Source organism: Pseudomonas nitroreducens TX1 (assembly GCF_000313755.1).
GTDB lineage: Bacteria > Pseudomonadota > Gammaproteobacteria > Pseudomonadales > Pseudomonadaceae > Pseudomonas > Pseudomonas nitroreducens_A.
The window spans coordinates 26,888-48,850 of sequence record NZ_AMZB01000133.1; the positions used below are offsets into that span (position 1 = coordinate 26,888).

Annotated in this window: 21 protein-coding genes and 1 pseudogene; 8 read left to right on the plus strand and 14 right to left on the minus strand. The window is 66.1% G+C overall.

What is annotated here, in order from left to right; genetic code table 11:
- Nucleotides 1-98 precede the first annotated feature (98 nt).
- The 3 genes from C167_RS0125180 (at nt 99) to C167_RS0125190 (ending at nt 2,436) form a co-directional block, all read left to right on the plus strand.
- Nucleotides 99-719, plus strand: coding sequence for a hypothetical protein (locus tag C167_RS0125180; RefSeq protein ID WP_017521086.1), 621 nt, complete (start codon nt 99-101; stop codon nt 717-719).
- Between the two features lie 20 nt (nt 720-739).
- A complete protein-coding gene (locus C167_RS0125185; RefSeq protein WP_017521087.1) occupies nt 740-1,051 on the plus strand; it encodes a hypothetical protein in 312 nt (103 codons plus the stop codon).
- A gap of 278 nt (nt 1,052-1,329) precedes the next feature.
- Nucleotides 1,330-2,436, plus strand: a complete 1,107-nt coding sequence (locus C167_RS0125190; RefSeq protein WP_017521088.1) for an NADH:flavin oxidoreductase/NADH oxidase — start codon at nt 1,330-1,332, stop codon at nt 2,434-2,436.
- Nucleotides 2,437-2,524: 88 nt separating this feature from the next.
- On the opposite strand, the gene C167_RS0125195 is transcribed toward C167_RS0125190, so the two are convergent.
- Genes C167_RS0125195 through C167_RS32945 form a run of 3 tightly spaced genes read right to left on the minus strand, consistent with a single transcriptional unit; the run spans nt 2,525 to nt 4,841 of the window.
- A complete protein-coding gene (locus C167_RS0125195; protein ID WP_157791873.1) occupies nt 2,525-3,331 on the minus strand; it encodes a hypothetical protein in 807 nt (268 codons plus the stop codon).
- A 26-nt stretch (nt 3,332-3,357) separates the two neighbouring features.
- On the minus strand, nt 3,358-3,759 hold the full coding sequence (locus tag C167_RS32940; RefSeq protein ID WP_017521090.1) for a TssQ family T6SS-associated lipoprotein: 402 nt from the start codon (nt 3,757-3,759) through the stop codon (nt 3,358-3,360).
- Between the two features lie 38 nt (nt 3,760-3,797).
- Nucleotides 3,798-4,841 carry a hypothetical protein gene (locus C167_RS32945; RefSeq protein ID WP_017521091.1) on the minus strand — a complete coding sequence of 348 codons (1,044 nt, stop codon included), beginning with the start codon at nt 4,839-4,841 and terminating at the stop codon, nt 3,798-3,800.
- A gap of 313 nt (nt 4,842-5,154) precedes the next feature.
- Here C167_RS32945 and C167_RS0125210 point away from each other — a divergent pair, with 313 nt between their 5' ends.
- Nucleotides 5,155-5,484 carry a hypothetical protein gene (locus C167_RS0125210; protein WP_017521092.1) on the plus strand — a complete coding sequence of 110 codons (330 nt, stop codon included), beginning with the start codon at nt 5,155-5,157 and terminating at the stop codon, nt 5,482-5,484.
- Between the two features lie 34 nt (nt 5,485-5,518).
- Here C167_RS0125210 and C167_RS35520 read toward each other — a convergent pair whose 3' ends face one another.
- The 10 genes and pseudogenes from C167_RS35520 to C167_RS0125255 form a co-directional block, all read right to left on the minus strand.
- Nucleotides 5,519-6,250 carry a cache domain-containing protein gene (locus tag C167_RS35520; protein WP_419146534.1) on the minus strand — a complete coding sequence of 244 codons (732 nt, stop codon included), beginning with the start codon at nt 6,248-6,250 and terminating at the stop codon, nt 5,519-5,521.
- A 132-nt stretch (nt 6,251-6,382) separates the two neighbouring features.
- Nucleotides 6,383-6,568, minus strand: a pseudogene (locus C167_RS35525) (methyl-accepting chemotaxis protein); the annotation flags it as partial.
- 379 nt (nt 6,569-6,947) lie between these two features.
- A complete protein-coding gene (locus tag C167_RS0125220; RefSeq protein WP_017521094.1) occupies nt 6,948-7,424 on the minus strand; it encodes an ester cyclase in 477 nt (158 codons plus the stop codon).
- A gap of 103 nt (nt 7,425-7,527) precedes the next feature.
- Nucleotides 7,528-8,952, minus strand: a complete 1,425-nt coding sequence (locus tag C167_RS0125225; RefSeq protein WP_017521095.1) for a gamma-aminobutyraldehyde dehydrogenase — start codon at nt 8,950-8,952, stop codon at nt 7,528-7,530.
- A gap of 264 nt (nt 8,953-9,216) precedes the next feature.
- On the minus strand, nt 9,217-10,023 hold the full coding sequence (locus C167_RS0125230; protein ID WP_017521096.1) for an ABC transporter permease: 807 nt from the start codon (nt 10,021-10,023) through the stop codon (nt 9,217-9,219).
- Nucleotides 10,013-10,963 carry an ABC transporter permease gene (locus C167_RS0125235; protein ID WP_037006348.1) on the minus strand — a complete coding sequence of 317 codons (951 nt, stop codon included), beginning with the start codon at nt 10,961-10,963 and terminating at the stop codon, nt 10,013-10,015. Before C167_RS0125235 ends, C167_RS0125230 begins: the two co-directional genes overlap by 11 nt.
- Before the next feature lies 1 nt (nt 10,964).
- Nucleotides 10,965-11,993 (minus strand): ABC transporter ATP-binding protein, encoded by a 1,029-nt coding sequence (locus C167_RS0125240; protein WP_017521098.1) that lies wholly within the window; start codon nt 11,991-11,993, stop codon nt 10,965-10,967.
- A 232-nt stretch (nt 11,994-12,225) separates the two neighbouring features.
- Entirely contained in the window at nt 12,226-13,371 is a 1,146-nt protein-coding gene (gene ydcS, locus C167_RS0125245) for a putative ABC transporter substrate-binding protein YdcS (protein ID WP_017521099.1), read from the minus strand.
- 119 nt (nt 13,372-13,490) lie between these two features.
- Nucleotides 13,491-14,945, minus strand: coding sequence for a gamma-aminobutyraldehyde dehydrogenase (locus tag C167_RS0125250; RefSeq protein ID WP_017521100.1), 1,455 nt, complete (start codon nt 14,943-14,945; stop codon nt 13,491-13,493).
- 268 nt (nt 14,946-15,213) lie between these two features.
- Nucleotides 15,214-16,125: a LysR family transcriptional regulator gene (locus tag C167_RS0125255; RefSeq protein WP_017521101.1), complete on the minus strand. Its 912-nt coding sequence runs from the start codon at nt 16,123-16,125 to the stop codon at nt 15,214-15,216.
- A 255-nt stretch (nt 16,126-16,380) separates the two neighbouring features.
- Here C167_RS0125255 and C167_RS0125260 point away from each other — a divergent pair, with 255 nt between their 5' ends.
- The 3 genes from C167_RS0125260 to eco all read left to right on the plus strand — a co-directional run bounded on the left by C167_RS0125260 (nt 16,381) and on the right by eco (nt 18,663).
- Nucleotides 16,381-17,097: a tellurite resistance TerB family protein gene (locus C167_RS0125260; RefSeq protein ID WP_017521102.1), complete on the plus strand. Its 717-nt coding sequence runs from the start codon at nt 16,381-16,383 to the stop codon at nt 17,095-17,097.
- A gap of 196 nt (nt 17,098-17,293) precedes the next feature.
- A complete protein-coding gene (locus C167_RS0125265; protein ID WP_017521103.1) occupies nt 17,294-18,070 on the plus strand; it encodes a tellurite resistance TerB family protein in 777 nt (258 codons plus the stop codon).
- Between the two features lie 110 nt (nt 18,071-18,180).
- Nucleotides 18,181-18,663, plus strand: coding sequence for a serine protease inhibitor ecotin (gene eco / locus C167_RS0125270; protein WP_017521104.1), 483 nt, complete (start codon nt 18,181-18,183; stop codon nt 18,661-18,663).
- 375 nt (nt 18,664-19,038) lie between these two features.
- Here eco and C167_RS0125275 read toward each other — a convergent pair whose 3' ends face one another.
- The gene (locus C167_RS0125275; RefSeq protein ID WP_017521105.1) at nt 19,039-19,953 is read right to left on the minus strand and encodes a LysR family transcriptional regulator; all 915 of its coding nucleotides are present in this window, start codon (nt 19,951-19,953) and stop codon (nt 19,039-19,041) included.
- Between the two features lie 266 nt (nt 19,954-20,219).
- On the opposite strand from C167_RS0125275, the gene C167_RS0125280 reads away from it, so the two are divergent.
- A complete protein-coding gene (locus C167_RS0125280) occupies nt 20,220-21,884 on the plus strand; it encodes a GMC family oxidoreductase (RefSeq protein WP_017521106.1) in 1,665 nt (554 codons plus the stop codon).
- The last annotated feature ends 79 nt before the right edge of the window (nt 21,885-21,963 follow it).

Genomic DNA, 21,963 nt, shown 5'->3' on the forward strand with positions numbered 1-21,963 from the left:
TTCCGTGGCTCATCCGTCTTGTATGTGAAAGCCATCGATTCGCAACGGATGCGAGCGACGTCTTTTCCAGATAGCGCCCCACACAGGAGAACCCCCGCATGAACGTTTCCCTTCGCCAGCCCGTTCTGCTGGCCTTGGCGCTGAGCGGCGCGCCGTTGGCCAGCGCGGACTATCTGTGGTTGGAACGCAATGCAGGCCAGAGCGCGAAAAGCTATTTCAGCGAACTGCAGCCGGGCGAGCATCTGCCGGTGGCGCAGTTGCAGAATCCTCACGTCGTGCTGGGCGAGGGCAAGCGTGCGCCGATGAAGGCCGGGGTCGAGTCCTTCGAGATCGGCAACGCGCCGGCGGGAGACTTGCGCGTCGCCGCCCAGCGCGTGGACGGCAGCACGCTGACCATCTATGAGGCGCGTGAGGGACGAACCGAAACTCGGGCGCAGAATGATCTGGAACTGGTGCCCACCGCGCCCGGCGGTAATACCTTTGCCCTGCATTGGAAAGGAACGGTAGTGCCGGCCTCGCAGGTCAACGTGTACACCTCCGAGCAGTGGAGCCGCAGCCTGAAACCGGCGGAGGACGGCACAGTGACCCTGAACACGCCGTTCCCGGCGCGCTATGTGCTGGAGGTCTCCGCCCAGGTCAATGGCGGCGCCAGCTTCGATGGCAAGCGCTATGACAGCGTGATCCACGTTTCCACACTGTCTTTCGAGGTGCGCCCATGACCGCTCCCGCACGAGCAGCGATGAAAGTCAGTTCCCCGGTGCAGCCGCGTCTGCCGCGCCCGGCCCGTCAATTGCTGGAACATGCCGGCCTGCGCAGCAGCCTGCCGCGGCTGAACATCCTCGATGCACTGGTGGTCTGCGGCAGGGCCACCGCGGTCGAGCTGCACGCCTACCTGGAGGAGCCGGGGTTGCCCATCTCGCTCAGTTGCGTCAGCCAGACGCTGCGCCGCTTGCACCTGTCGGGCCTGCTCGAACGCGATCGCAACAAACGCTACAGCCTGGCACCGGGAGCGGTGGCGGCGGCCATGGGCAGATCGAGCGGGCTGCACTGACAGCCGGTCGTTGGGCCTCCTCTGCCGGAGCGACAGTCTTCTTCTGAGAGTTCGTGGCTCAGGAGCGGACTGCGTCCGCGTTTGTTTTCCGCCGGTACATCCACTACCTGGGCGGTGCCTATCGCGAATACATGCGCTCCTGCGCGAGCGCCAGCGTTTTCCGTCCTGCCGCAGCTACCCCGGTTGCGTCGGAGCCACCGATCATCCGGACCTATCCTTAGGCGATCCCGGTCTACAGTTGTAGGACAAGATCTGAAGACCCAAGAGGGAGTGCCATCATGAGCCAGTTGTTCGAGCCCCTGACCCTGCGCCAGCTGACCCTGTCGAACCGCATCGCCGTATCGCCCATGTGCCAGTACTCTGCCCAGGACGGCCTGGCTAACGACTGGCATCTGGTCCACCTGGGCAGCCGCGCCGTGGGTGGCGCCGGCCTGGTGATAGTCGAGGCCACGGCGGTCGCTCCGGAAGGGCGGATCAGCGCCGAGGACCTGGGCATCTGGAATGACGACCAGGTCGAGCCGCTGCGGCGCATCACCCGCTTCATCGAATCCCAGGGTGCGGTCGCAGGTGTGCAACTCGCCCATGCGGGGCGCAAGGCCAGCACCTGGGCGCCCTGGCTGGGCAAGCATGGCTCGGTGCCGATCAGCGAAGGTGGCTGGACGCCGGTGGCGCCCTCGGCCATCGCCTTCGATCCGCAGCACACTGCGCCCATCGCGCTTAGCGAAGAGCAGATGGCGACCATCAAGCAGCAGTTCGTGCGCGGCGCCGAGCGCGCCCTGGCCGCCGGCTTCAAGATCGCCGAAGTACATGCGGCCCACGGCTATCTGTTGCACCAGTTCCTTTCGCCGCTCTCCAACCAGCGCCGTGACCAGTACGGCACCTGCTTCGAGAACCGCATCCGCTTCCTTCTGGAAGTCACCGAAGCCGTGCGTGCGGTGTGGCCGCAGGAACTGCCGCTGTTCGTCCGGCTGTCCGCCACCGACTGGGTAGAGGACGGCTGGAACCCCGACGAAACCGTGGAGTTGGCGCGCCGCCTGAAGGATCTGGGGGTGGATCTGATCGACGTGTCGTCCGGGGGGACTGCGGTGAACGCCGAGATTCCCGTGGGGCCGGGTTACCAGACGCAATTCGCCGAGCGGGTGCGCAAGGAAGCGGGCGTTGCCAGCGGCACCGTGGGGATGATCACCGAACCGGTGCAGGCCGAGCACATCCTGCGGACCGGGCAGGCCGACCTGATCCTGCTGGCCCGTGAGTTGCTGCGCGACCCGTATTGGCCGCTGCATGCTGCCGACGAACTGGGCGGTCAACCGGTGCCCTGGCCGGCGCAGTACCTGCGGGCCGCGCAACGCGGCACGCCCAAGCGCAAGGCCTACGGGCAGGTTTGACGCTTGACCGGGGGCGCGTAGGCCGGTACCGAGTGCCCCTCTTTGCTTCAAATCCTGAAGTTGCAGCCGGGCTGGGAGCGGCTGAGACTCACGGCTGGCCGCTTTCCTTCACCCAGAACAGTGCTGGCCGCAGTGGGGTGGTGAAGGAGCGATGTTCTTCGTCCCGCGCCTTCGTCACGGGTGTGCGCTCCACACGATCAATCATCCAGGCTTCGCCTTCGTGCTTGAGCAGATAGGCCAGCGGAACGCCCTGACTGAGGACGCGCTCAACCCCCTTGCGCCCGAGCGTGTAGAGCGAGACTTCATAAGCGTCGATCTCGCCGGCCTTGTCGCGGCTGGCGGGCACCAGGCGTGCATAATTGAGCTCCGGCGAGTCGGGCAGGCGGCCCAACGCGTGTTCAGCCAGGTCGGCGTCGGCGTAGAGCGGGTAATAGACCGGCACCGACGGCGAGCTCACGTCGACCACGTGGAGAAAGCCGTAGCGCTGCCAGTCGCCGACGCCGAACAGGCCGGCGCCGGGCCCGGCGAGCAGCTGATAACGTTTTTTCGGAAGGCTGATTTCCAGCAGGCGGGTATGGCGCATGTCCAGCCGGGGGAAGTTACCCCAGGCTGTCGCGACCGCGTCGAAGCGCTTGTTGCCGACTGCCACCCAGGCGGATTCCCCGGCGGCTTGCCGATAGATCGGCGCGTTCTTCACCTCGGTACGGAACTCGGGGCCGGCCTTGGACACCTGCCCGGTGAAAGTGGCGCTCAGCACGCGGCTGGAAACCTGCTCGCCGCTCCAGAGGCTCTGCACGGCGGCACTCGGGCTTTCATGGGCGTCGGCTTGGGCCAGCGGCAAGACCGCCAGCAAGCATAGCGCCAGGCTGCGGCGTGGTCGGTGAGTGAGAAACATGGGGGCCTCGGGGACGGGGAAGAGGTTCAACGGCGTGCCGCCGAAACGAACACCGGCCCCCAGAGAGGATGGCTCGCTTCGGCGGTTCCCAGATGAAAGGTCGGGTCGATCTGCAAGGCGCGGTCGAAGGAGAAGCGGCACTGGATCGGCCGCTCGGTGACGCAGTAGCTGAACGCCAGGTATTTGAGCGCCTTCAACTGTACCTGGGTGTCGCCGGCCCACAGGGACGGAGAGAGAAACTGCTCCTCGGCCAGGTAGTAATGCCCTGCCTCATACAACCGCAGGCCTTCGCCGAAGGTGCTCTCGGCGTGTGCCTGGGTGTCGTTTGCAAGCGGCGCGGGTGGTGCGTCCGGATGGCTCCCGCAGCCTGAGGCCAGCGCCACAAGTCCGGTCAGCAGCGATGTCGAAAGAAAGTGCAGCGTCTTCATAGGGCGGTCCGTATGCGGAAGAGAATGCCTGCCGGCGCTCATTGGAAGCTGTGCTGCAACGTCACCGACTGGCCGCCGGCGACCTGCACCTTCTGGCTGTAGCTGGGCAGGTCCGGGTTGCGCAGTTCGATGGTGTAGATGCCGGGGGGTAGTTGCAGCTTGAGCAGCGGCGGGCTGATGCCGCGCTTGCGGCCATCGATCCAGACCTCGGCCCACGGCTGCACGGCGACGACCAGCGTGCCGGATGCGGCAGGCGTGGGTGCGCTGCGAGGCTTTGCCGGGATGACTGGCTTCTTGTCGGTGATGGTCGAGGTTTTGATTGGCTCAGGAATATTCCTCGGCGCCGGGGTAGCCGGCGAAGGAAGCGCCGGCTGCTTCGGTTGCGGGAGCTTCTGCACCGGGGCCGGTGCCGTGGGGGCTGTCTGTTCTGCGCCAGGCTTAGCTGTTGGAGCGCTCGACCGGATCGGCGGCAAATGCACTGCACCAGCGGCGTCGGCCGCGGGTTGCCGGTCATCCACAGCCGGGGCGGGAAGTGCTTGCGGTGTCGGCTCGGAGGGCGCCGTGAGCCATGGAGCATCGTCCAGCGGTTCCTGGATCAGCATGTCGTCCTGGCTGTAGTTGGCAGGGGCGGGGGAAGCGGAATCCGACGGCTCTGCCGGTGCGCCTGCCCGATTGGCCGGGGCGTCCGGCGCACTGTAGGCCGCCCAGAAATACCACAGCGCCATGAGCAGCACTGTGAGCAGCATGCCAACGACAACACCGACCATCAGCGGCCAGTTCATCAATGGCCTGGTAGCAGGTTTCAGCAGAGCGGTCTCGGCGCCATCAAGCTCCGCGACTCCCGGTGACAAGGCGTCAGCCGGTACCTCGGGGCTCGGTTGGAGGGCTGGCTCGACGGGCGCAGGCGGCACGGCGCGTGGCATCACGGTGTAGGACGTGCCGGGACCGTACCAGGAGCTCAGGGGGTCGCCGGCGGCGGACTCCTCAACCGAGGGATCGACGGGTTCGAACGCGTTGGCGGACGGGCGGTTCGGCGGCGTCCGGATGTCGGGAGGGCGGGGGGAGTTCGCGGTCGGTTCCATCGGCGGCATCTTCAGGAGGCGAAGGCCTGGCTCCCGTGCTGGGTAGGCAGACAGTGTTCGAAAATGGTCGCGGATCATAGGAAGCGGGGTTATTGCGCTCAAACGCGCCTGGGGGGTTCCGTCGCCGGGGAGGGGGAATTGCGTATCAGGTCGCGCTTTGACGGCGGAGTGTGCGGCTCTTGGATGAAGATGACCAAGTGGTCAGGAAAAGAAATGAAATGTGATATCTGTCGCAATGTGGCGTTCTGATGCTACTCTCACGGGGCTCGCGCAAGGATTGCGCCCTACCCACCTGAGCACCATCGGAGCACGCATGGACGCCTCTGCAACGCCTGCTGTCATTCCGCAATCGGAAATCGCCCTGCTGGCGAACATCCTCGCCCTCGCCACCCGCAACATGACCGATCTCAGCACCCTGATCACCCAGTTGTCGGTGGAGCTCGGCCACAGCCCGGACCCGCACCTGCAACGCGTGGGGCAGCGGGTGCTGGCGGATGTGGATGTGTTGTCGAAATCGCTGGATACCCAGTGGGAGCTGATTGGCGCCCTGGCGCGCTATTGCCCGCTGCTGGCGCGTACGCCACTGGTGAAGCCGGCGCTGGTGACGGAAATCCATATCACCGAGCTGCCGGATCGGGGGTAGCTCGCGAACCCCCTGCAGCGTCACGCCCCTGGTGCTACTCGCCGGCCTGCGCCAGCTCGAAGCTCATCAACAGAGCCCAGGACGCATCGCTGTCGCCCACGCGTATGGGGTGCAGCAATTGCACGCTGCGGCCCTTCACCCGTTCCCAGCTGCGCCCCTGCGCGACGGCGTTGCGTGCCTCCTGCGGCAGTTCGCTGGCCTTGTCGCCCAGCCGGTGGGCGTCGGGGTGGGTGACATAGACGCCCGCGTTGGAAATCAACGCGTATTGGCCGTTGCCCATGGGCGTGAGCTTGCCGAGGCTTTCCTGCAACTGGTGCAGGGTGTAGTCGGCGCCGAGGATGCCGAGGAAGCGACCGTTGGCGAACATCGGCGACATGAACGAGGTCATCAGCACGGTGCTGCCGCCGACGCTGTACTCGTAGGGCTCCATGAACACGTCGCGGCCCCTGTCGCGGGGGATCTGGTACCAGTCGCCGCTGCCATCGGCCTTGTCGTAGCCGACCAGGCATTCGCGCTGCGCCACGCCGCTGCCGCGGTGCCAGTAGGCCATGAGGCGTCCGCTGGCGTCGTGGCCGGGGGCGTCGATGAATTCACTGTCGCGACCGTCGAAGGCGTTGGGCTCGCAAGCGCAGGCGAAGGCCAGCAGCTCGGGGTTGCGGGTGAGGTATTCGTGCATCACCGCGTCGATCTGCTCGCGCTGCGGGCCGAGGTTGCGGCTCTTCATGCCGAGGATGAAGTGCTTGAGGCCATAGAGCGCGGTGGCCATTATGGCGAAACGCGCCTCCAGGCGTTGGGCCTCGCTGGCGAGCACCACGCGGGCGGTGTCCAGCAGGCTGGAGTGTTCGGCCTGTTCGACGTCGGCCAGGGCGCGAGCGCTCTCGCTCCTGATCGAGGCGACGACATTGCCGATATCGGCGGTGGCGTTGGCCGACTGGGTCGCCAGGCGGCGCACCTCGTCGGCGACCACCGCGAAGCCGCGCCCGCTTTCCCCGGCGCGGGCGGCTTCGATAGCGGCATTCAGAGCAACCAGGTTGGTGTTCCTGGCGATCTGCTTGATGACTTCGGAGACCTTGCTGATCTGCGTCCAGCGCTCGTTGAGGTCGGCGATCAGTTGCTTGACCTGGTCGATGGTGGAGCGGGGGCTGGCGCTGTCTTCGGCCTTGGCGGGCCGTGGTTCGAGTGTGGTTGGCATGGATTGCGACTGCTGTGACGGATGAGGGCAGGGGTAGGCGAGAGCTTGTCTTCTTCTTGTGCCAGCCGCGCCCTACGGCGTGACCGTGGATCTGCGATGCCGTAGGGCGAATAACGCGCAGCGTTATCCGCCGTCGTGGCCAATGGCGGATAACCCGTCCCGGGTTATGCGCCCTACGTTTCCGGAATCTCCGCGCAGGAGCGGATTCATCCGCGATGGTCTCCAGCGGTGGCAGACCTATCGCGGACGGTGTGCGCTCCCATGAACAGCCTTACCAGCCGAGCTGCTTGTGCAGGCCCAGGGCGTCGTAGTAGTCGCCCTGGTAGACGATCTTGCCGTCCTTGACCTTTACGTAGCTCACACCGTCGAACGACAGCGGCTTGTTGGTGGCCGGGGTCTGGGCATCCCAGGCGCCGGTGTTGGTGCCGCTGAAGGTCCACTGGAAGGCGATGCCGTCCTTGTCGACGATCGGCTTGCCATTCATCTTCCATTTCAGGTCCGGCACGGCCCCCACGAACACCTTGATCACATTGTCGCGCGCGGCTTCGCGGCCCTTCTGCGGGGTGCCGACGGTGACGTCGAAGTACTCCGCGTCCTTGGCCAGGTAGCCGGCGGCCTTCTCGGCGTCGTGGGCGTTCCACGCGGCCATGTAGGCGTCGACGATCTGCTTGGGTGACTCTGCTGCCTGTACAAGACCGGCAAAGGTGAACAGCGACAGCAGGTAAAACGCTCTGACGAGGTGACGCATGCTTGCCTCCGTTGCGGGCGTGCCCGCGGGTTGTCGGCCGGGCGGCCGATGAGTGCGGCGCCACGCATGGCGTGGCGCCGGGTTCTACTGACGGTAGTCAGGATCAGTGCTTGATCATCACGTGGCGGATCGCGGTGTAGTCCTCCAGGCCATACATGGACATGTCCTTGCCGTAGCCCGACAGCTTCATGCCGCCGTGGGGCATCTCGGTGGTCAGCATGAAGTGCGTGTTGACCCAGGTGCAGCCGTACTGCAGGCGCGCGGACAGGCGATGGGCGCGACCGATGTCACGGGTCCACACCGAGGAGGCCAGGCCGTAGTCGGAGTCGTTGGCCCAGGCCAGTGCCTGTGCTTCGTCCTCGAACTCGGTGACCGAGACCACCGGGCCGAAGATTTCGCGGCGGACCACTTCGTCGTCCTGGCGGGCGCCGGCCAGGACGGTCGGCTCGAAGAAGAAGCCCGCGCGGTCGGCACGCTTGCCGCCGGTAACGACTTCGATGTGCGGCACCTGGCGGGCGCGCTCGACGAAGCCGATCACGCGCTCCAGGTGCTGCTCGGTGATGACCGGGCCCAGCTCGGTGTTCGGGTCGTCCTGCTCGCCGTACTGGATGCTGGCCACCGCTTCGCCGAGCTTCTGCACGAACTTGGCGTAGATACCCTTCTGCGCGTAGATGCGGCAGGCGGCGGTGCAATCTTGCCCTGCGTTGTAGAAGCCGAAGGTGCGGATGCCTTCCACGGCGGCGTCGATGTCGGCGTCGTCGAAGATCAGTACCGGGGCCTTGCCGCCCAGTTCCATGTGCATGCGCTTCACGGTGTCGGCGGTGCCGGCGATGATGCGGCTGCCGGTGGCGACCGAGCCGGTCAGGGACACCATGCGCACTTTCGGGTGGGTGGTCAGCGGTTCGCCCACGGTCGGGCCGCGGCCGAAGACCAGGTTGACCACGCCGGCGGGGAAGATGCCGGCCATCAGTTGCGCCAGGCGCAGGGCGGTCAGCGGGGTCTGCTCGGAGGGCTTGAGCACCACGGTGTTGCCGGCGGCCAGGGCCGGGCCGAGTTTCCACGCGACCATCATCAGCGGGTAGTTCCACGGCGCGATGGAGGCGACCACGCCCACCGGATCGCGACGGATCATCGAAGTGTGGCCCGGCAGGTATTCGCCAGCGGCGGAACCTTGCATCACGCGGCAGGCGCCGGCGAAGAAGCGGAACACATCGGCCACGGCCGGCAGTTCGTCGTTCAGCGCGGCGGAGTAGGGCTTGCCGCAGTTGTTGGATTCCAGGCGGGCCAGTTCTTCGGCGTTGGCGTCGATGGCGTCGGCCAGTTGCAGCAGGAGCATCGCGCGGTCTTTCGGCGCGGTCTGCGACCAGCTGTCGAAGGCGGCGTCGGCGGCCAGCACAGCGGCGTCGACCTGGGCCGGAGTAGCCTCGGCGATCTCCACCAGGGTGGTGCCCAGGGACGGGTTCAGGACGGCGAGCTTCTCGCCTTCGCCAGCGACCAGTTGGCCGTTGATCAGCAGGTTGGTTTGCATGGTTGAGTCCTCTTGGTCAGGAACGTGGTGCAAATACGGTTGGGGTGTTTCTTTTTAGGGGCCTGCCGGTTTGTGGACGGCGGGCCTGAGGGGTTCTGTGGGTTTGGAGTGGGGGCTTTCCCTCTCCCTAACCCTCTCCCTGAAGGGAGAGGGGACCGTTCGGTGCAGGATGAAACCTGGGGTGTCAGCCGGCACGGATAACTCCCTCTCCCTTCGGAGCGGGGCGCGCAGCCAGGGCGGGGGAGAGGGCGCACGGCACCCAACTTACTTGCCGCTCCCCGCCACGCCTTCGCCACCCTTGGTCAGGTAGTAGGCGCCGAGGATCGGCAGCATGGTCACGATCATCACCAGCATTGCCACCACGTTGGTCACCGGCACGTCGCGCGGGCGGCCCAGCTGGTTGAGCAGCCAGATCGGCAGGGTGCGCTCGTGGCCGGCGGTGAAGGTGGTGACGATGATCTCGTCGAAGGACAGCGCGAACGCCAGCATGCCGCCGGCCAGCAGCGCCGAGCCGAGGTTGGGCAGGATGACGTAGCGGAAGGTCTGCCAGCCGTCGGCACCCAGGTCCATCGAGGCTTCGATGAGGCTGTGCGAGGTGCGGCGGAAGCGGGCGATGACGTTGTTGTAGACAATCACCACGCAGAAGGTGGCATGGCCGATGACGATGGTCAGGAAGCCCGGCTCGATGCCGAGGGTCTTGAACGCCGACAGCAGCGCGATGCCGGTGATGATGCCGGGCAGGGCGATCGGCAGGATCAGCATCAGCGAGATGCCTTCCTTGCCGAAGAAGTCACGGCGGTACAGCGCGGCCGCGGCCAGGGTGCCCAGCAGCATGGCGATCAGCGTGGCGATGCTGGCGATCTTCACCGACAGCTCGATGGCTTCGAGCACGTCCTGGCGCGCGAAGGCGACGCTGAACCAGTGCAGGGTGAAGCCCTTGGGCGGGAAGCTGAAGGCCGCGTCCTCGGTGTTGAAGGCGTACAGGAAGATGATCAGGATCGGGAAGTGCAGGAACACCAGCCCACCCCAGGCGGCCGCTTTCAGGCCCCAAGACGCTTTCTCAGAGTGCATCGAAGGCCCCCAGACGTTTGACGATGGACAGGTACACGGCGATCAGCACGATCGGCACCAGGGTGAAGGCGGCGGCCATCGGCATGTTGCCGATCGCGCCCTGCTGGGCGTAGACCATGCTGCCAATGAAGTAACCGGGCGGGCCCACCAGCTGCGGCACGATGAAGTCGCCCAGGGTCAGGCTGAAGGTGAAGATCGAGCCGGCGGCGATGCCGGGGATCGACAGCGGCAGGATGACCTGGAAGAAGGTCTGCCGCGGGTGCGCGCCGAGGTCCGCCGAGGCTTGCAGCAGCGAGGGCGGCAGGCGCTCCAGGGAGGCCTGGATCGGCAGGATCATGAACGGCAGCCAGATGTACACGAACACCAGGAAGCGTCCGAAGCTGGAGGTGGACAGGGTGTTGCCACCGACGCCTGGCAGGCCCAGCAGCAGGTTCAGCACGGGCTCAAGACCGAGGTGCTGGACGAACCACATCGCCACGCCGCCCTTGGCCAGCAGCAGGGTCCAGGCGTAGGCCTTGACGATGTAGCTGGCCCACATCGGCATCATTACGGCGATGTAGAAGAACGCCTTGGTCTTGCCGGTGGTGTAGCGCGCCATGTAGTACGCGATGGGGAAGGCCACCGCGCCGCTGGCGATGGACACCGCGACCGCCATCAGCACCGTGCGCTGGATGATGTCGAAGTTGGAGCCACTGAGCAGCGAGCCGAAGTTGGCCCAGGTCAGGTCCGGCGTCACCGTCATGGTGAAGTCGTCGAAGGTGTAGAAGCCCTGCCACAGCAGCGTCAGCAGCGAGCCCAGGTAGATCGCGCCGAACCACAGCAGCGGCGGGATCAGCAGCAGCGAGAGGTACAGCGTCGGCTTGCGGTACAGCAGGTTCGACAGCCGGCGCAGCGGGCCATTGGCAGCCGCCTGCACCGGTGCATTCATCGTCAGCTCCATGTCACGCGCCCTCGTTCAGCGCCACCATGGCCTCTCGGGACCAGCGAGCGGTCACGCGCTGGCCCGGCTGGTGGGCGAGGTCGACGTCGGCCCACTGGCTGTTGGCCTGGCTGAGGCAGAGGTTCTGGCCGTTGTCCAGACGGATCTCGTAGCGGGTCGCCGCGCCCTGGTACTGGATGTCGTGCAGCAGGCCGCTGATCTCGATGTCCGAGGCGCCGCGCTCGCCGTTGGCGAAACGGATGTGCTCGGGGCGGATGGAGAAGGGCTGGGCGTTGCCGGTGAGATGCTGGGCGATGTCGCCGCGCAGTACGTTGGAGGTGCCGACGAATTCCGCCACGAACGGCGTGGCCGGCTTCATGTAGAGGTTGCGCGGGGTGTCGACCTGCTCGATGCGGCCCTTGTTGAACACCGCCACGCGGTCGGACATGGACAGCGCTTCGCTCTGGTCGTGGGTGACGAAGATGAAGGTGATGCCCAGTTGGCGCTGCAGCTTCTTCAGCTCGCTTTGCATCTGCTCGCGCAGCTTGAGGTCCAGCGCGCCAAGAGGTTCGTCCAGCAACAGCACGCGCGGGCGATTGACCAGCGCGCGGGCCAGGGCCACGCGCTGGCGCTGGCCGCCGGAGAGCTGCACCGGCTTGCGCACGCCGTAGCCACCCAGGGCAACCATGCTCAGCGCCTCTTCGGCGCGCTTGAGGCGTTCGGTCTTGGCGATGCCTTTCACCTTCAGACCGTAGGCGACGTTTTCCAGCACGCTCATGTGCGGGAACAGCGCGTAGTCCTGGAATACGGTGTTGACGTCGCGCTGGTAGGGCGGCAGGCCCGCGGCCTCTTCGCCATGGATACGGATGGAGCCTGCGGTGGGTTGCTCGAAACCGGCGATCAGGCGCAGGCAGGTGGTCTTGCCCGAACCCGACGGGCCGAGCATGGAGAAGAACTCGCCGTCCTTGATGTCGATGGACACCCGGTCAACGGCCTTGACGTCGCCGAACTGGCGGGAGACCTGGGTGAATTGAACAGCGGGAGTGGTCATGGTGCACGCTCCAAGGGGCAGGAATCCGGCGTAGGGGAGCCCTGCCCGTGAATCTGAGATACGGGTGAATCGATAAATAGAAAAAAGCGGAAAAGTCTTTCAGGAAGCGTCGCGAGCAGGCCCTCAGCCGCGTCCGGCCAGCGCGCAGGAACCGCAGCGTACTTCAGTACGTGAGGATTCCGAGCTCTGCCCGGGCGCGGATCAGGGCCGCGCAGCAGCTACCTGATGACTTTTAACGGCCGCCCATGATCCCGATATAGTCCTGGGTCCAGCGGCTGTACGGGACGAACTTGCCGCCCTCGGCCACCGGGGTCTTCCAGAACGCGATCTTGTCGAACTGGTTGTAGCCGTTGGTGGCGCAGCCTTCGCCGCCCAGCAGGGTGCTCGCCTTGCAGCCTTCCGGCACGGCCGGCACCGAGCCGAACCAGGCCGCCACGTCGCCCTGTACCTTGGGCTCCAGCGACCAGTTCAGCCACTTGTAGGCGCAGCTCGGGTGCTGGGCTTCGGCATGCAGCATGGTGGTGTCGGCCCAGCCGGTGACGCCCTCCTTCGGGAACACGGTGCCGATCGGTTGACCTTCGGCCTTCAGGGCGTTGGCCTGGTAGGGCCAGGCGCCGGAAGCGGCGACGCCTTCGTTCTTGAAGTCGCTCATCTGCACGGTGGTGTCGTGCCAGTAGCGGTGGATCAGGTCATGCTGCTTGCGCAGCAGGTCAACCACGGCGGCGTACTGTTTCTCGTCGAGCTGGTACGGATCGGTGATGCCCAGTTCCGGCTGGGTGGCCTTGAGGTACAGCGCGGCGTCGGCGACGTAGATCGGGCCGTCGTAGGCCTGCACGCGGCCCTTGTTCGGCTTGCCGTCGGGCAGGTTCTGCGCTTCGAACACGACCTTCCAGCTGTCCGGCGCGGTGGGGAAGACCTTGGTGTTGTACATCAGCAGGTTCGGGCCCCACTGGTACGGCGCGCCGTAGGTCTTGCCGTTGACCACGTACCAGGCGGCGTCCTTCAGGCGCGGGTCGATGTTCTTCCAGTTGGGGATCAACGACGGATCGATGGGCTGCACGCGCTTGCCGTAGATCAGGCGCAGGGAGGCGTCACCGGAGGCGGTGACCAGGTCGTAGCCACCCTTGGCCATCAGGCTGACCATTTCATCGGAGGTGGCGGCGGTCTTCACGTTGACCTGGCAGCCGGTGTCCTTCTCGAACTGGGTGACCCAGTCGTAGTTCTTGTCGGACTGGCCGCGCTCGATGTAGCCGGGCCAGGCGATGATGTCCAGGCGGCCTTCGCCCTTGCCGACTTCCTTCAGGGCCTCGGCGGCCTGGACGCCGGCGCTGGCCAGCAGGGCGGTGGTGATGGCACTGAGCAGTGCAGTCTTGCGCATCGGGTGTCTCCCTCTCGTTGTTGTCTCTATTGGTGGGGCAGTTCAATCGAGCAACAGCCCTCTAACGGCTTGGCGTCGGGGCGTTTCTTATATGCCGGCGGGCGATGCCGCCGGACGGTTCAATCCAGCTGCTGGCCGTGGCGCGCCATGATGTGGCGCACCACGCTGTAGTCCTGCAGCGAGTCGCTGGACAGGTCCTTGCCGTAGCCCGAGCGCTTGAGCCCGCCGTGGGGCATCTCGCTGGCGAGCATGAAATGGGTGTTGATCCAGGTGCAGCCGTACTGCAGGCGATTGGCGATCTGGAAGGCCTTGTCCAGGTTCTGCGTCCACACCGAGGAGGCCAGGCCGTATTCGGAGTCGTTGGCCCAGTCCACCGCCTGCTCCAGCTGGTCGAAGCGGGTCACGGTGACCACCGGGCCGAACACTTCGCGCTGGACGATCTCGTCCTGCTGCTTGCAGCCGGCCAGCAGGGTCGGCTGGTAGTAGAAACCGGGGCCCGAATGCACGGCGGCGCCGGTGACGCGCTCGATGTGCGGCTGGCCGAGGGCGCGTTCGACGAAGCTGGCCACGCGGTCGCGCTGGCGGGCGCTGATCAGCGGGCTGATCTCGTTGTCGGCGTCGCGCTTGCGGGCGAAGCGGATGCTCGCCACGGCATCGCCGAGTTCGGCGACGAGGCGGTCATGGATGCCGGCCTGGGCATAGATGCGGCAGGCGGCGGTGCAGTCCTGGCCCGCATTGTAGTAACCGTGGGTGCGTATGCCCTGGACCACGGCTTCGAGGTCGGCGTCGTTGCAGACGATCACCGGCGCCTTGCCGCCCAGCTCCAGGTGGGTACGTTTGAGCGTGCGCGAGGCGGCCTGGAGAATCTTCTGCCCGGTAACGATGTCGCCGGTGAGCGAAACCATGCGCACCTTCGGGTGGCTGACCAGGTGGCTGCCGACGCCTTCGCCGCCGCCGCAGACGATGTTGATCACGCCCGGCGGGAGAATCTCGGCCAGCGCCGGAGCCAGCGCCAGGATGCTCAGCGGGGTGTGTTCGGAGGGCTTGAACACCAGCGTGTTGCCGGCGGCCAGTGCCGGGGCGATCTTCCACGCGGCCATCATCAGCGGGTAGTTCCACGGCGCGATGGAGGCCACCACGCCCACCGGATCGCGACGCACCATGCTGGTGTGGCCGGGCACGTATTCGCCGGCGAGCTGGCCCTGCTGGCAGCGCACGGCGCCGGCGAAGAAGCGGAACACGTCGGCGGTGGCCGGGATGTCGTCCTGCCGCGCGAGGTGCAGCGGCTTGCCGCAGTTCAGCGATTCCAGCTGGGCGAGGTCGTTCGCGCGTTTGTCGATGGCATCGGCGATGGCCAGCAGCGCGGCGGAACGTTGTGCAGGAGTCGTGCGGGCCCAGGCGGGGAAGGCGCGGTGCGCGCTGGCGATGGCCTGTTCGACCTGATCGATGGAGCCGTCGGCGATGCTGACGATAGTCTCGCCCGTGGTCGGGTTGATGATCGGCTCGGCCATGCCTTCGCCGGCGACCAGTTGGCCGTCGATCAGCAAGGCGGTATGCAGGGTTGCGCCGGTCATCTTGGAAACTCGTCTTTTATCTGTCTTGTTTTCGGGGGCCATGTGCGTGCTCCGGCGTAGGGGCGGTGCCCGGAACTTGGCCCTTTGGTATGGGACGAGAGACTAGAGTCCGGGCGTGGGGTCGACAAATTCTAATTACTGAAAGTGCCATTCGATTAAATCGAATGGCCGGAAGTCGTAGGGCGGATAACGCTCCTGGCGTTATCCGCCGCAGATTCAGCGCCAAACCTTATCGGCGGATAACCGCAAGCGGTTATTCGCCCTACGTCTAAATGGACAGCCTCTTCGCGTTGGGCTGCTCGCGGGCCACGGTCAGGAACGGGTCTACCAGCGGCGGTCGCGCGGTGCCGCGACGCCAGGCCAGCCCCACGTCCAGTGGTTCGGACAGGTCCACCAGTGGCCGAGCCTCGATGATGTCACCTTCCAGCGACCAAGGGCGGTAGGTCATGTCCGGCTGGATCGACAAGCCCAGGCCGGCCGCCACCAGGCTTCGCACCGCTTCCACCGAGGCGGTGCGCAGCGTCACCTGCGGTACCAGCCCGGCGCGCGACCAGATGCGCTGGGTGTGCAGGCCCATCTCGTCGGCGTTCAGCTGGATCAACGGCTCGCCGGCCACATCGGCCAGGGCGATGCTGTCGCGCTCCAGCAGCGGGTGTTGTGCCGGTAGCCAGAGGCGGTGCGGCGAGTGGGTCAGTACTTCGGTCTGCAGGGCGTGACGGTCTTCCAGGTTGGAGAGGATCAGCACGCCGACGTCGATCTCGCCGCTCACCAGCAGGTGCTCGATGTACGGGCGCTCGTCCTCCACCACGCGGGTCTGCACGTTGGGGTAGGCGCGCTGGAAGCGGTTGATCAGGTCCGCCAGGTAGTAGCCCGCCACCAGGCTGGTCACGCCGATGGTCAGGCTGCCGGCCACCTGGTCGGTGCTCTGCTGCAGGCTGCGCTTGGCGTTCTCCACCGTGGCCAGGATCAGGTGCGCCTGGCGCAGGAACTGGTGCCCCTGGTGGGTCAGGGTCATGCCCTTGGCGTGACGGTCGAACAGGCGCACGCCGATTTCCTCTTCCAGCTGCTGGATGGCCAGTGTCAGGGTCGACTGGGAAATGAACACGGCCTGGGCGGCGGCAGAGATCGAGCCGGTCTCGGCGACGGCGATGAAATGGCGGATCTGGCGGAGCGTCATCATGGGCGGTGGGCCGCTTGCGAGTCGGTGATGGCAGAGTGCAAGCGTCTAGGACGGCACTCCAGCGCTTTTCATTGTTGATTATCGAAAATCTATAGGAGCATTCTTTTTTATCGAAGGAAAGCCGCTTATCGCGCTGCGGGTTCGCTGGCAAATGGCTCGCAATATCCGGAAGCACACTGCAGCTCCGTCTGAATCGCCCGTCGGGCTAGAGTCGGAATCCACATTTTCCGATTCCAAGAGACAGTGGAGATCGCCATGAACACACGCGGCCTGCTCGACCAGTTGCTCAAATCCGGCCAGGACCTCCTGCAGAACAAGGGCGTTGCCCGGCAGGACGGCGGCAAAACCTCTTCGTCCGGCAAGGGCGGCCTGGACCTCGGCAGTCTGCTCTCCGGTGCGGGTGGCGGCGCCCTGGCGGCGGGTGCACTGGGCCTGCTGATGGGCAGCAAGAAGGCACGCAAGATCGGCGGCAAGGTCGTCACCTACGGCGGCCTCGCGGCACTCGGCGTGCTCGCCTACAAGGCCTACGGCAATTGGCAACAGAAACAGGCCAGTGCCCCGCGCGGTGAGCCGCAGACCGTCGACCGCCTGCCGCCGGCGCAGGCCGAGCAGCACAGCCATGCCATCCTGCGGGCCATAGTCGCCGCCGCGAAGGCCGACGGCCATATCGATGATCGCGAACGCCAACTGATCGATGGCGAAATCGCCAAGCTCACCGGCGACGTTGAGCTGCAGGGCTGGCTCGACCGCGAACTGGCCAAGCCCCTGGACCCGGCCGAAGTCGCCCGCGCCGCCACCAGCGAGGAAATGGCCGCCGAGATGTACCTGGCCAGCCTGCTGATGATCGATGAAACCAACTTCATGGAACGCGCCTACCTCGACGAGTTGGCCCGCCAGCTGAGCCTCGACGCCGGCCTCAAGGTGGAACTGGAGGCCCAGGCGCAGAAGGCACTGGAGGCTGTTCCGGCCTAGCCCCGTGATCTCCCTCGCAAGCGCTGAATAAAGGTCGCCGCAGCAGCGCTTCGTCTGGCTCCTGATAGCGCGGGGCGGCAGTCTCCGTCGCCGGGCGTCCCGAGCATGCCGGGCCGGCCGGCGGACAGCGCTGGCGCATCGGTGTGGCGGGACTATCGTTGCCCAACGCACACCGCGCGAAGGCGAGGGACTGGTCATGAACACAACCGATCTACTGGAACAACTGCTGCGGGCCGGACAGGGCGCGCCGGCGCAACAGCAACAGGGCGGCGCCGGTGGCACGGACCCGCTGGGTGGCCTGGGCGGCCTGCTCGGCGGGCTTCTGGGCGGCGGCGGTGGCGGCCTGGGCTCGATCCTCGGCGGTGGCAGTGCCGGTGGAGGTGGTCTTGGCGGCCTGGGTGGCGTGCTCGGCAGCATGCTCGGTGGCGGCAACAGCGGCGGTGGCATGCCGCAAGGCCGCTCCAGCGGTGGTGGCGTCAACTACGCCATGCTCGCCTCGCTGGGCATGATGGCCTTCCAGGCGTACCAGAACTGGCAACGCCAGCAGAACGCCAATGCCTCGCAGCAACAATCGCTGGCCACGGTCGACCAGCTCGAAGGTCCGGAGGCCGAAGCCCACAGCCACGCCATCCTCCAGGCCATGCTGGCGGCGGCCAAGGCGGACGGCCGCATCGACGAACGCGAACAGGCCGCCATCCAGGGCGAGTTGCAGCGCCATGCCGGCGAGCCGCAACTGCAAGCGTGGATCGACGCCGAGATGCGCAAGCCGCTGGACGCCGCCGATGTCGCCCGCGCGGCCCAGGGCGACCCTGCGGTGGCAGCGGAGATGTACCTGGTCAGCGTGATGCTGGTGGATGACCAGCAGGACGCCGAGCGGACCTACCTCGACGAACTGGCCTACAACCTCAACCTCGACCCGCAGTTGCAGGCGCACCTGGAGCAACAGGCCAAGACGGGCGGCGAAGTAGCTTGATACAACTCAGGGCATGGCCGTAGGAGTATTCGTACAATCTAACGGTCAGAGAGGCTCGGACGAACGCACCGTCACGGCGCGTTCGTTCCTCAATTCTGCAAGGAGGCTTCATGCCGTTCGCTCGTTACACCCTGCCCACTGTGCTGCTGCTCAGCGCCACCGCCACCCTGGCCAACGCCGCCAAGCTCGAAGATATCGCGCCTTACCCAAAGGCCGATGACGGCTTCGTCCGCCAGGTCATCCACCTGCCCAAGCAGGCCCATGAAGAGAACTTCAAGGTCGAGATCCTGGCCGGCAAGACGCTGACCGTCGACTGCAACCGCCAGCGCCTGGGCGGCACCCTGGAAGAGAAGACCCTGGAAGGCTGGGGCTACACCTTCTACCGCCTGGACAAGGTCAGCGGCCCGGCCAGCACGCTGATGGCCTGCCCGGATGGCAAGAAGCAGGAGGCCTTCGTGCCCGTGATCGGTGACGGCTTCGTGCTGCGCTACAACAGCAAGCTGCCCATCGTGGTCTACGCGCCGAAGGACGTCGAAGTGCGTTACCGCCTGTGGTCGGCCTCTGAGAAGGTCGAGAAGGCTCGCGCGGAGTAATCCCTGCGTTTCCCCTGTAGGACCTGGCCATGCCCGAGATCGCGCGCATGGCGTGCCTACATGAAACGCAACGCTCCGCCGCTATCGGCGGCGGGGCGCCTCGCCCCACCCCGGACTCAACGCCTGCGGCAACTCCGGCAAGGGCACCCACAGCTGCCCTTTCCCATCCAGCACGCTCAACTGCTGGCGCTCCCAGCGCAGCAGGCGTCGGCGTGGCTGTTCATCTGGCGTCTGCGCATCCGCCCAAGGGCTGGGGACTATGGTCTGGGTGATTCACTGGCGGATGCAGCGGTTTTTTTGTTGATGGATTGGCGAGCATCTGCCAGATCCTGCGCTGCTGGTTGATTCCCTGTAGGGCGGATAACGCCCCAAGCGTTATCCGCCCGACGCTGGCACTGGAGTTTTCCCTCCCACCAGCATCCCCTGTTCGCGCCCACAGACCTCCACCAGAAAATCCCACACCAATCTCAGCCGTACCGACCGGTGCAGTTCGCGCCGGGTGCACATCCAGTACTCCCGCTCGATGAATTCCTCCGGCAGCACCGGCACCAGCCGCGGGTCGTGCAGGCCCATGTACTGCGGGAGGATGGCGATGCCGATGCCGGCCTGCGCGGCCTGTTGCTGGGCGACCACGCTGGTGCTGCGGAACACCACCTGCGGGTGGCGGCAGAAGCTGTGGTGGAACAGCAGTTCCTGGCTGAACAGCAGATCGTCGACGTAGCCGATCCACGGATGCTGGCCGAGGTCTTCGCGGTCGCGCAGGGGCGGGGCGTTCTCCAGGTAGGCGGGGCTGGCGAACAGGCTCAGGCGGTAGCGGGTGAGCAGGCGGCTGATGACCAGGTCGGCGCTGGGGCGTTCCAGGGTGATGGCGATGTCCGCCTCGCGGTTGGTGATGCTGACGAAGCGCGGCACCGACACCAGTTCCACTTCCAGACCGGGGTAGCGCTGCATCAGCTCGCCCAGGCGCGGTGCGAGGAACATGGTGCCCAGGCCTTCGGTGACGCCGATGCGGATCTGCCCCAGCGGTGAAATGGCCTGGCTCATTTCTTCCTGGGCGAGCAGGGCGGTGTTCTCCATGGCCTCGGCGTGCTTGAGCAGCGCCTGGCCGGCCGGGGTGAGCTGGTAGCCGCCGGTGTGCTGGGCGAACAGTTGGGTGCCGAGGTCGCGCTCGATGCTCTCGATGTGCCGCGCCACCGTGGCATGGGTGGTGCCCAGGCGCTTGGCGGTGGTCAGCAAGCGGCCGCTGCGGTGCAGCTCCAGGAAGTAGCGCAGGTCATTCCAGTCGAACATCTCGGCAGTCCTTGTTGTTAGAAAACGCACAGCAGCTGACTCGAAATGACTGTTCTTTTATCACGAACGAGCGACTAGGCTCAGCTCGACAGTGTCTACGCATCGGTGATGCTTCGTTAAAAATCGCTTCGGACTGCTCATTAACTGCGTGTTAACTCCGCGTCCTCACCGATTTTTGCCTCGCCTGACCTTCGCTCGACAACTGTCGAACTGAGCCTAGGCTCGGTCTTCAGATAAAAAGAACAAGCACGACGAGGTACTTCTCCATGCCCCAGGCACGGGATGCTTATGACTACCTGATCGTCGGCGCGGGCCCTGCCGGCTGCCTGCTGGCCAATCGTCTGTCCGCCGACCCTGCCAACCGCGTGCTGTTGCTCGAAGCCGGCGGCCCGGACAACTATCCCTGGATCCACATTCCCGTCGGCTACCTCTACTGCATCGGCAACCCGCGCACCGACTGGTGTTTCGACACCGAACAGGTGCCGGGCCTGAACGGTCGCGCCATCAAGTACCCGCGCGGGCGCACGCTCGGCGGCTGTTCCTCGATCAACGGCATGATCTACATGCGTGGCCAGGCGCTGGACTACGACGGCTGGGCGGCGGAGGGCAACCCAGGTTGGGGCTGGAACGACCTGCTGCCGCTGTTCATGAAGATGGAGGACCACTTCGGCGGGGCGAGCGAACTGCACGGCGCGGGCGGCGAATGGCGGGTGGAGAAGCAGCGGCTGTCGTGGGCGATTCTCGATGCCTTCCGCGAGGCGGCGGCGCAGACCGGCGTGCGCCCGGTGGAAGACTTCAACGGCGGCGACAACGAAGGCTGTGGCTACTTCCAGGTCAATCAGCGCTCTGGTGTGCGCTGGAACGCGTCGAAGGCCTTCCTGCGGCCCATTGCCAATCGCCCCAATCTCACCGTGCTGACGAATGTCGAGGCCCTGCGCGTGTTGCTCGAGAACGGCCGCGCCACCGGGCTGGAAGTGAGCTGGCAGGGCGCGCGGCGTGAGCTGCGAGCCCGGCGCGAGGTGATTCTCTGTGCCGGGGCGATCAACACGCCAGTGCTGCTGCAGCGCTCCGGCATCGGCCCGCGCGAGCTGCTGGAGAAGCATGGCATCGGTGTGCGCCATGAGCTTTCCGGCGTGGGCGGCAACCTGCAGGACCACCTGCAACTGCGCCTGATCTACCGCATGAACGGCGCGCCCTCGCTGAACCAGATCGCCTCCACCCTGTGGGGCAAGATGGGCATGGGCCTGGAGTACCTGCTCAAGCGCAGCGGCCCGCTGTCCATGGCGCCGAGCCAGCTGGGCGCGTTCGCCAGGTCCGATCCGAGCCAGCGCTCGGCCAACCTCGAATACCACGTGCAGCCGCTGTCGCTGGAGCGCTTCGGCGAGCCGCTGCACAGCTTCCCGGCGTTCACCGCTTCGGTGTGCGACCTGCGCCCGCTGAGCCGTGGCACGGTGACGCTGCGCTCGCTGGACCCGCGCGACAAGCCGGTGATCCAGCCCAACTACCTGAGCCACCCGCAGGACCTGCGCGTGGCTGCCGACGCCATCCGCCTGACCCGGCGCATTGCCGCCGCGCCGGCGCTGGCGCGCTTCAATCCGGTGGAGTTCAAGCCCGGCCCGGACTACCAGACCGAAGAAGACCTGCACCGCGCCGCCGCCGAGATCGGCACCACCATCTTCCACCCGGCCGGTACCTGCCGCATGGGGCAGGGCGAGGGCGCGGTGGTGGACAGCCAGTTGCGCGTGCACGGTATTCCCGGCCTGCGTATCGCCGATGCCTCGATCATGCCCAGCCTGACCTCCGGCAACAGTTGCTCGCCGGTGCTGGTGATCGCGGAGAAGGCCGCACAGATGATTTTGAGCGAACCCGCGCGCGGCGCGGAGGTCATCCCTTCCAGTGGGCGCACACAGGAGGAAGCTCCGGTGGCGTGACGGTAGAACCGTCTCCCCACCTTCCGTTGCGTGGATTTCTGCTATCGGTCCGCCTGAGTGCACGGTGGCTCGCGAGCAA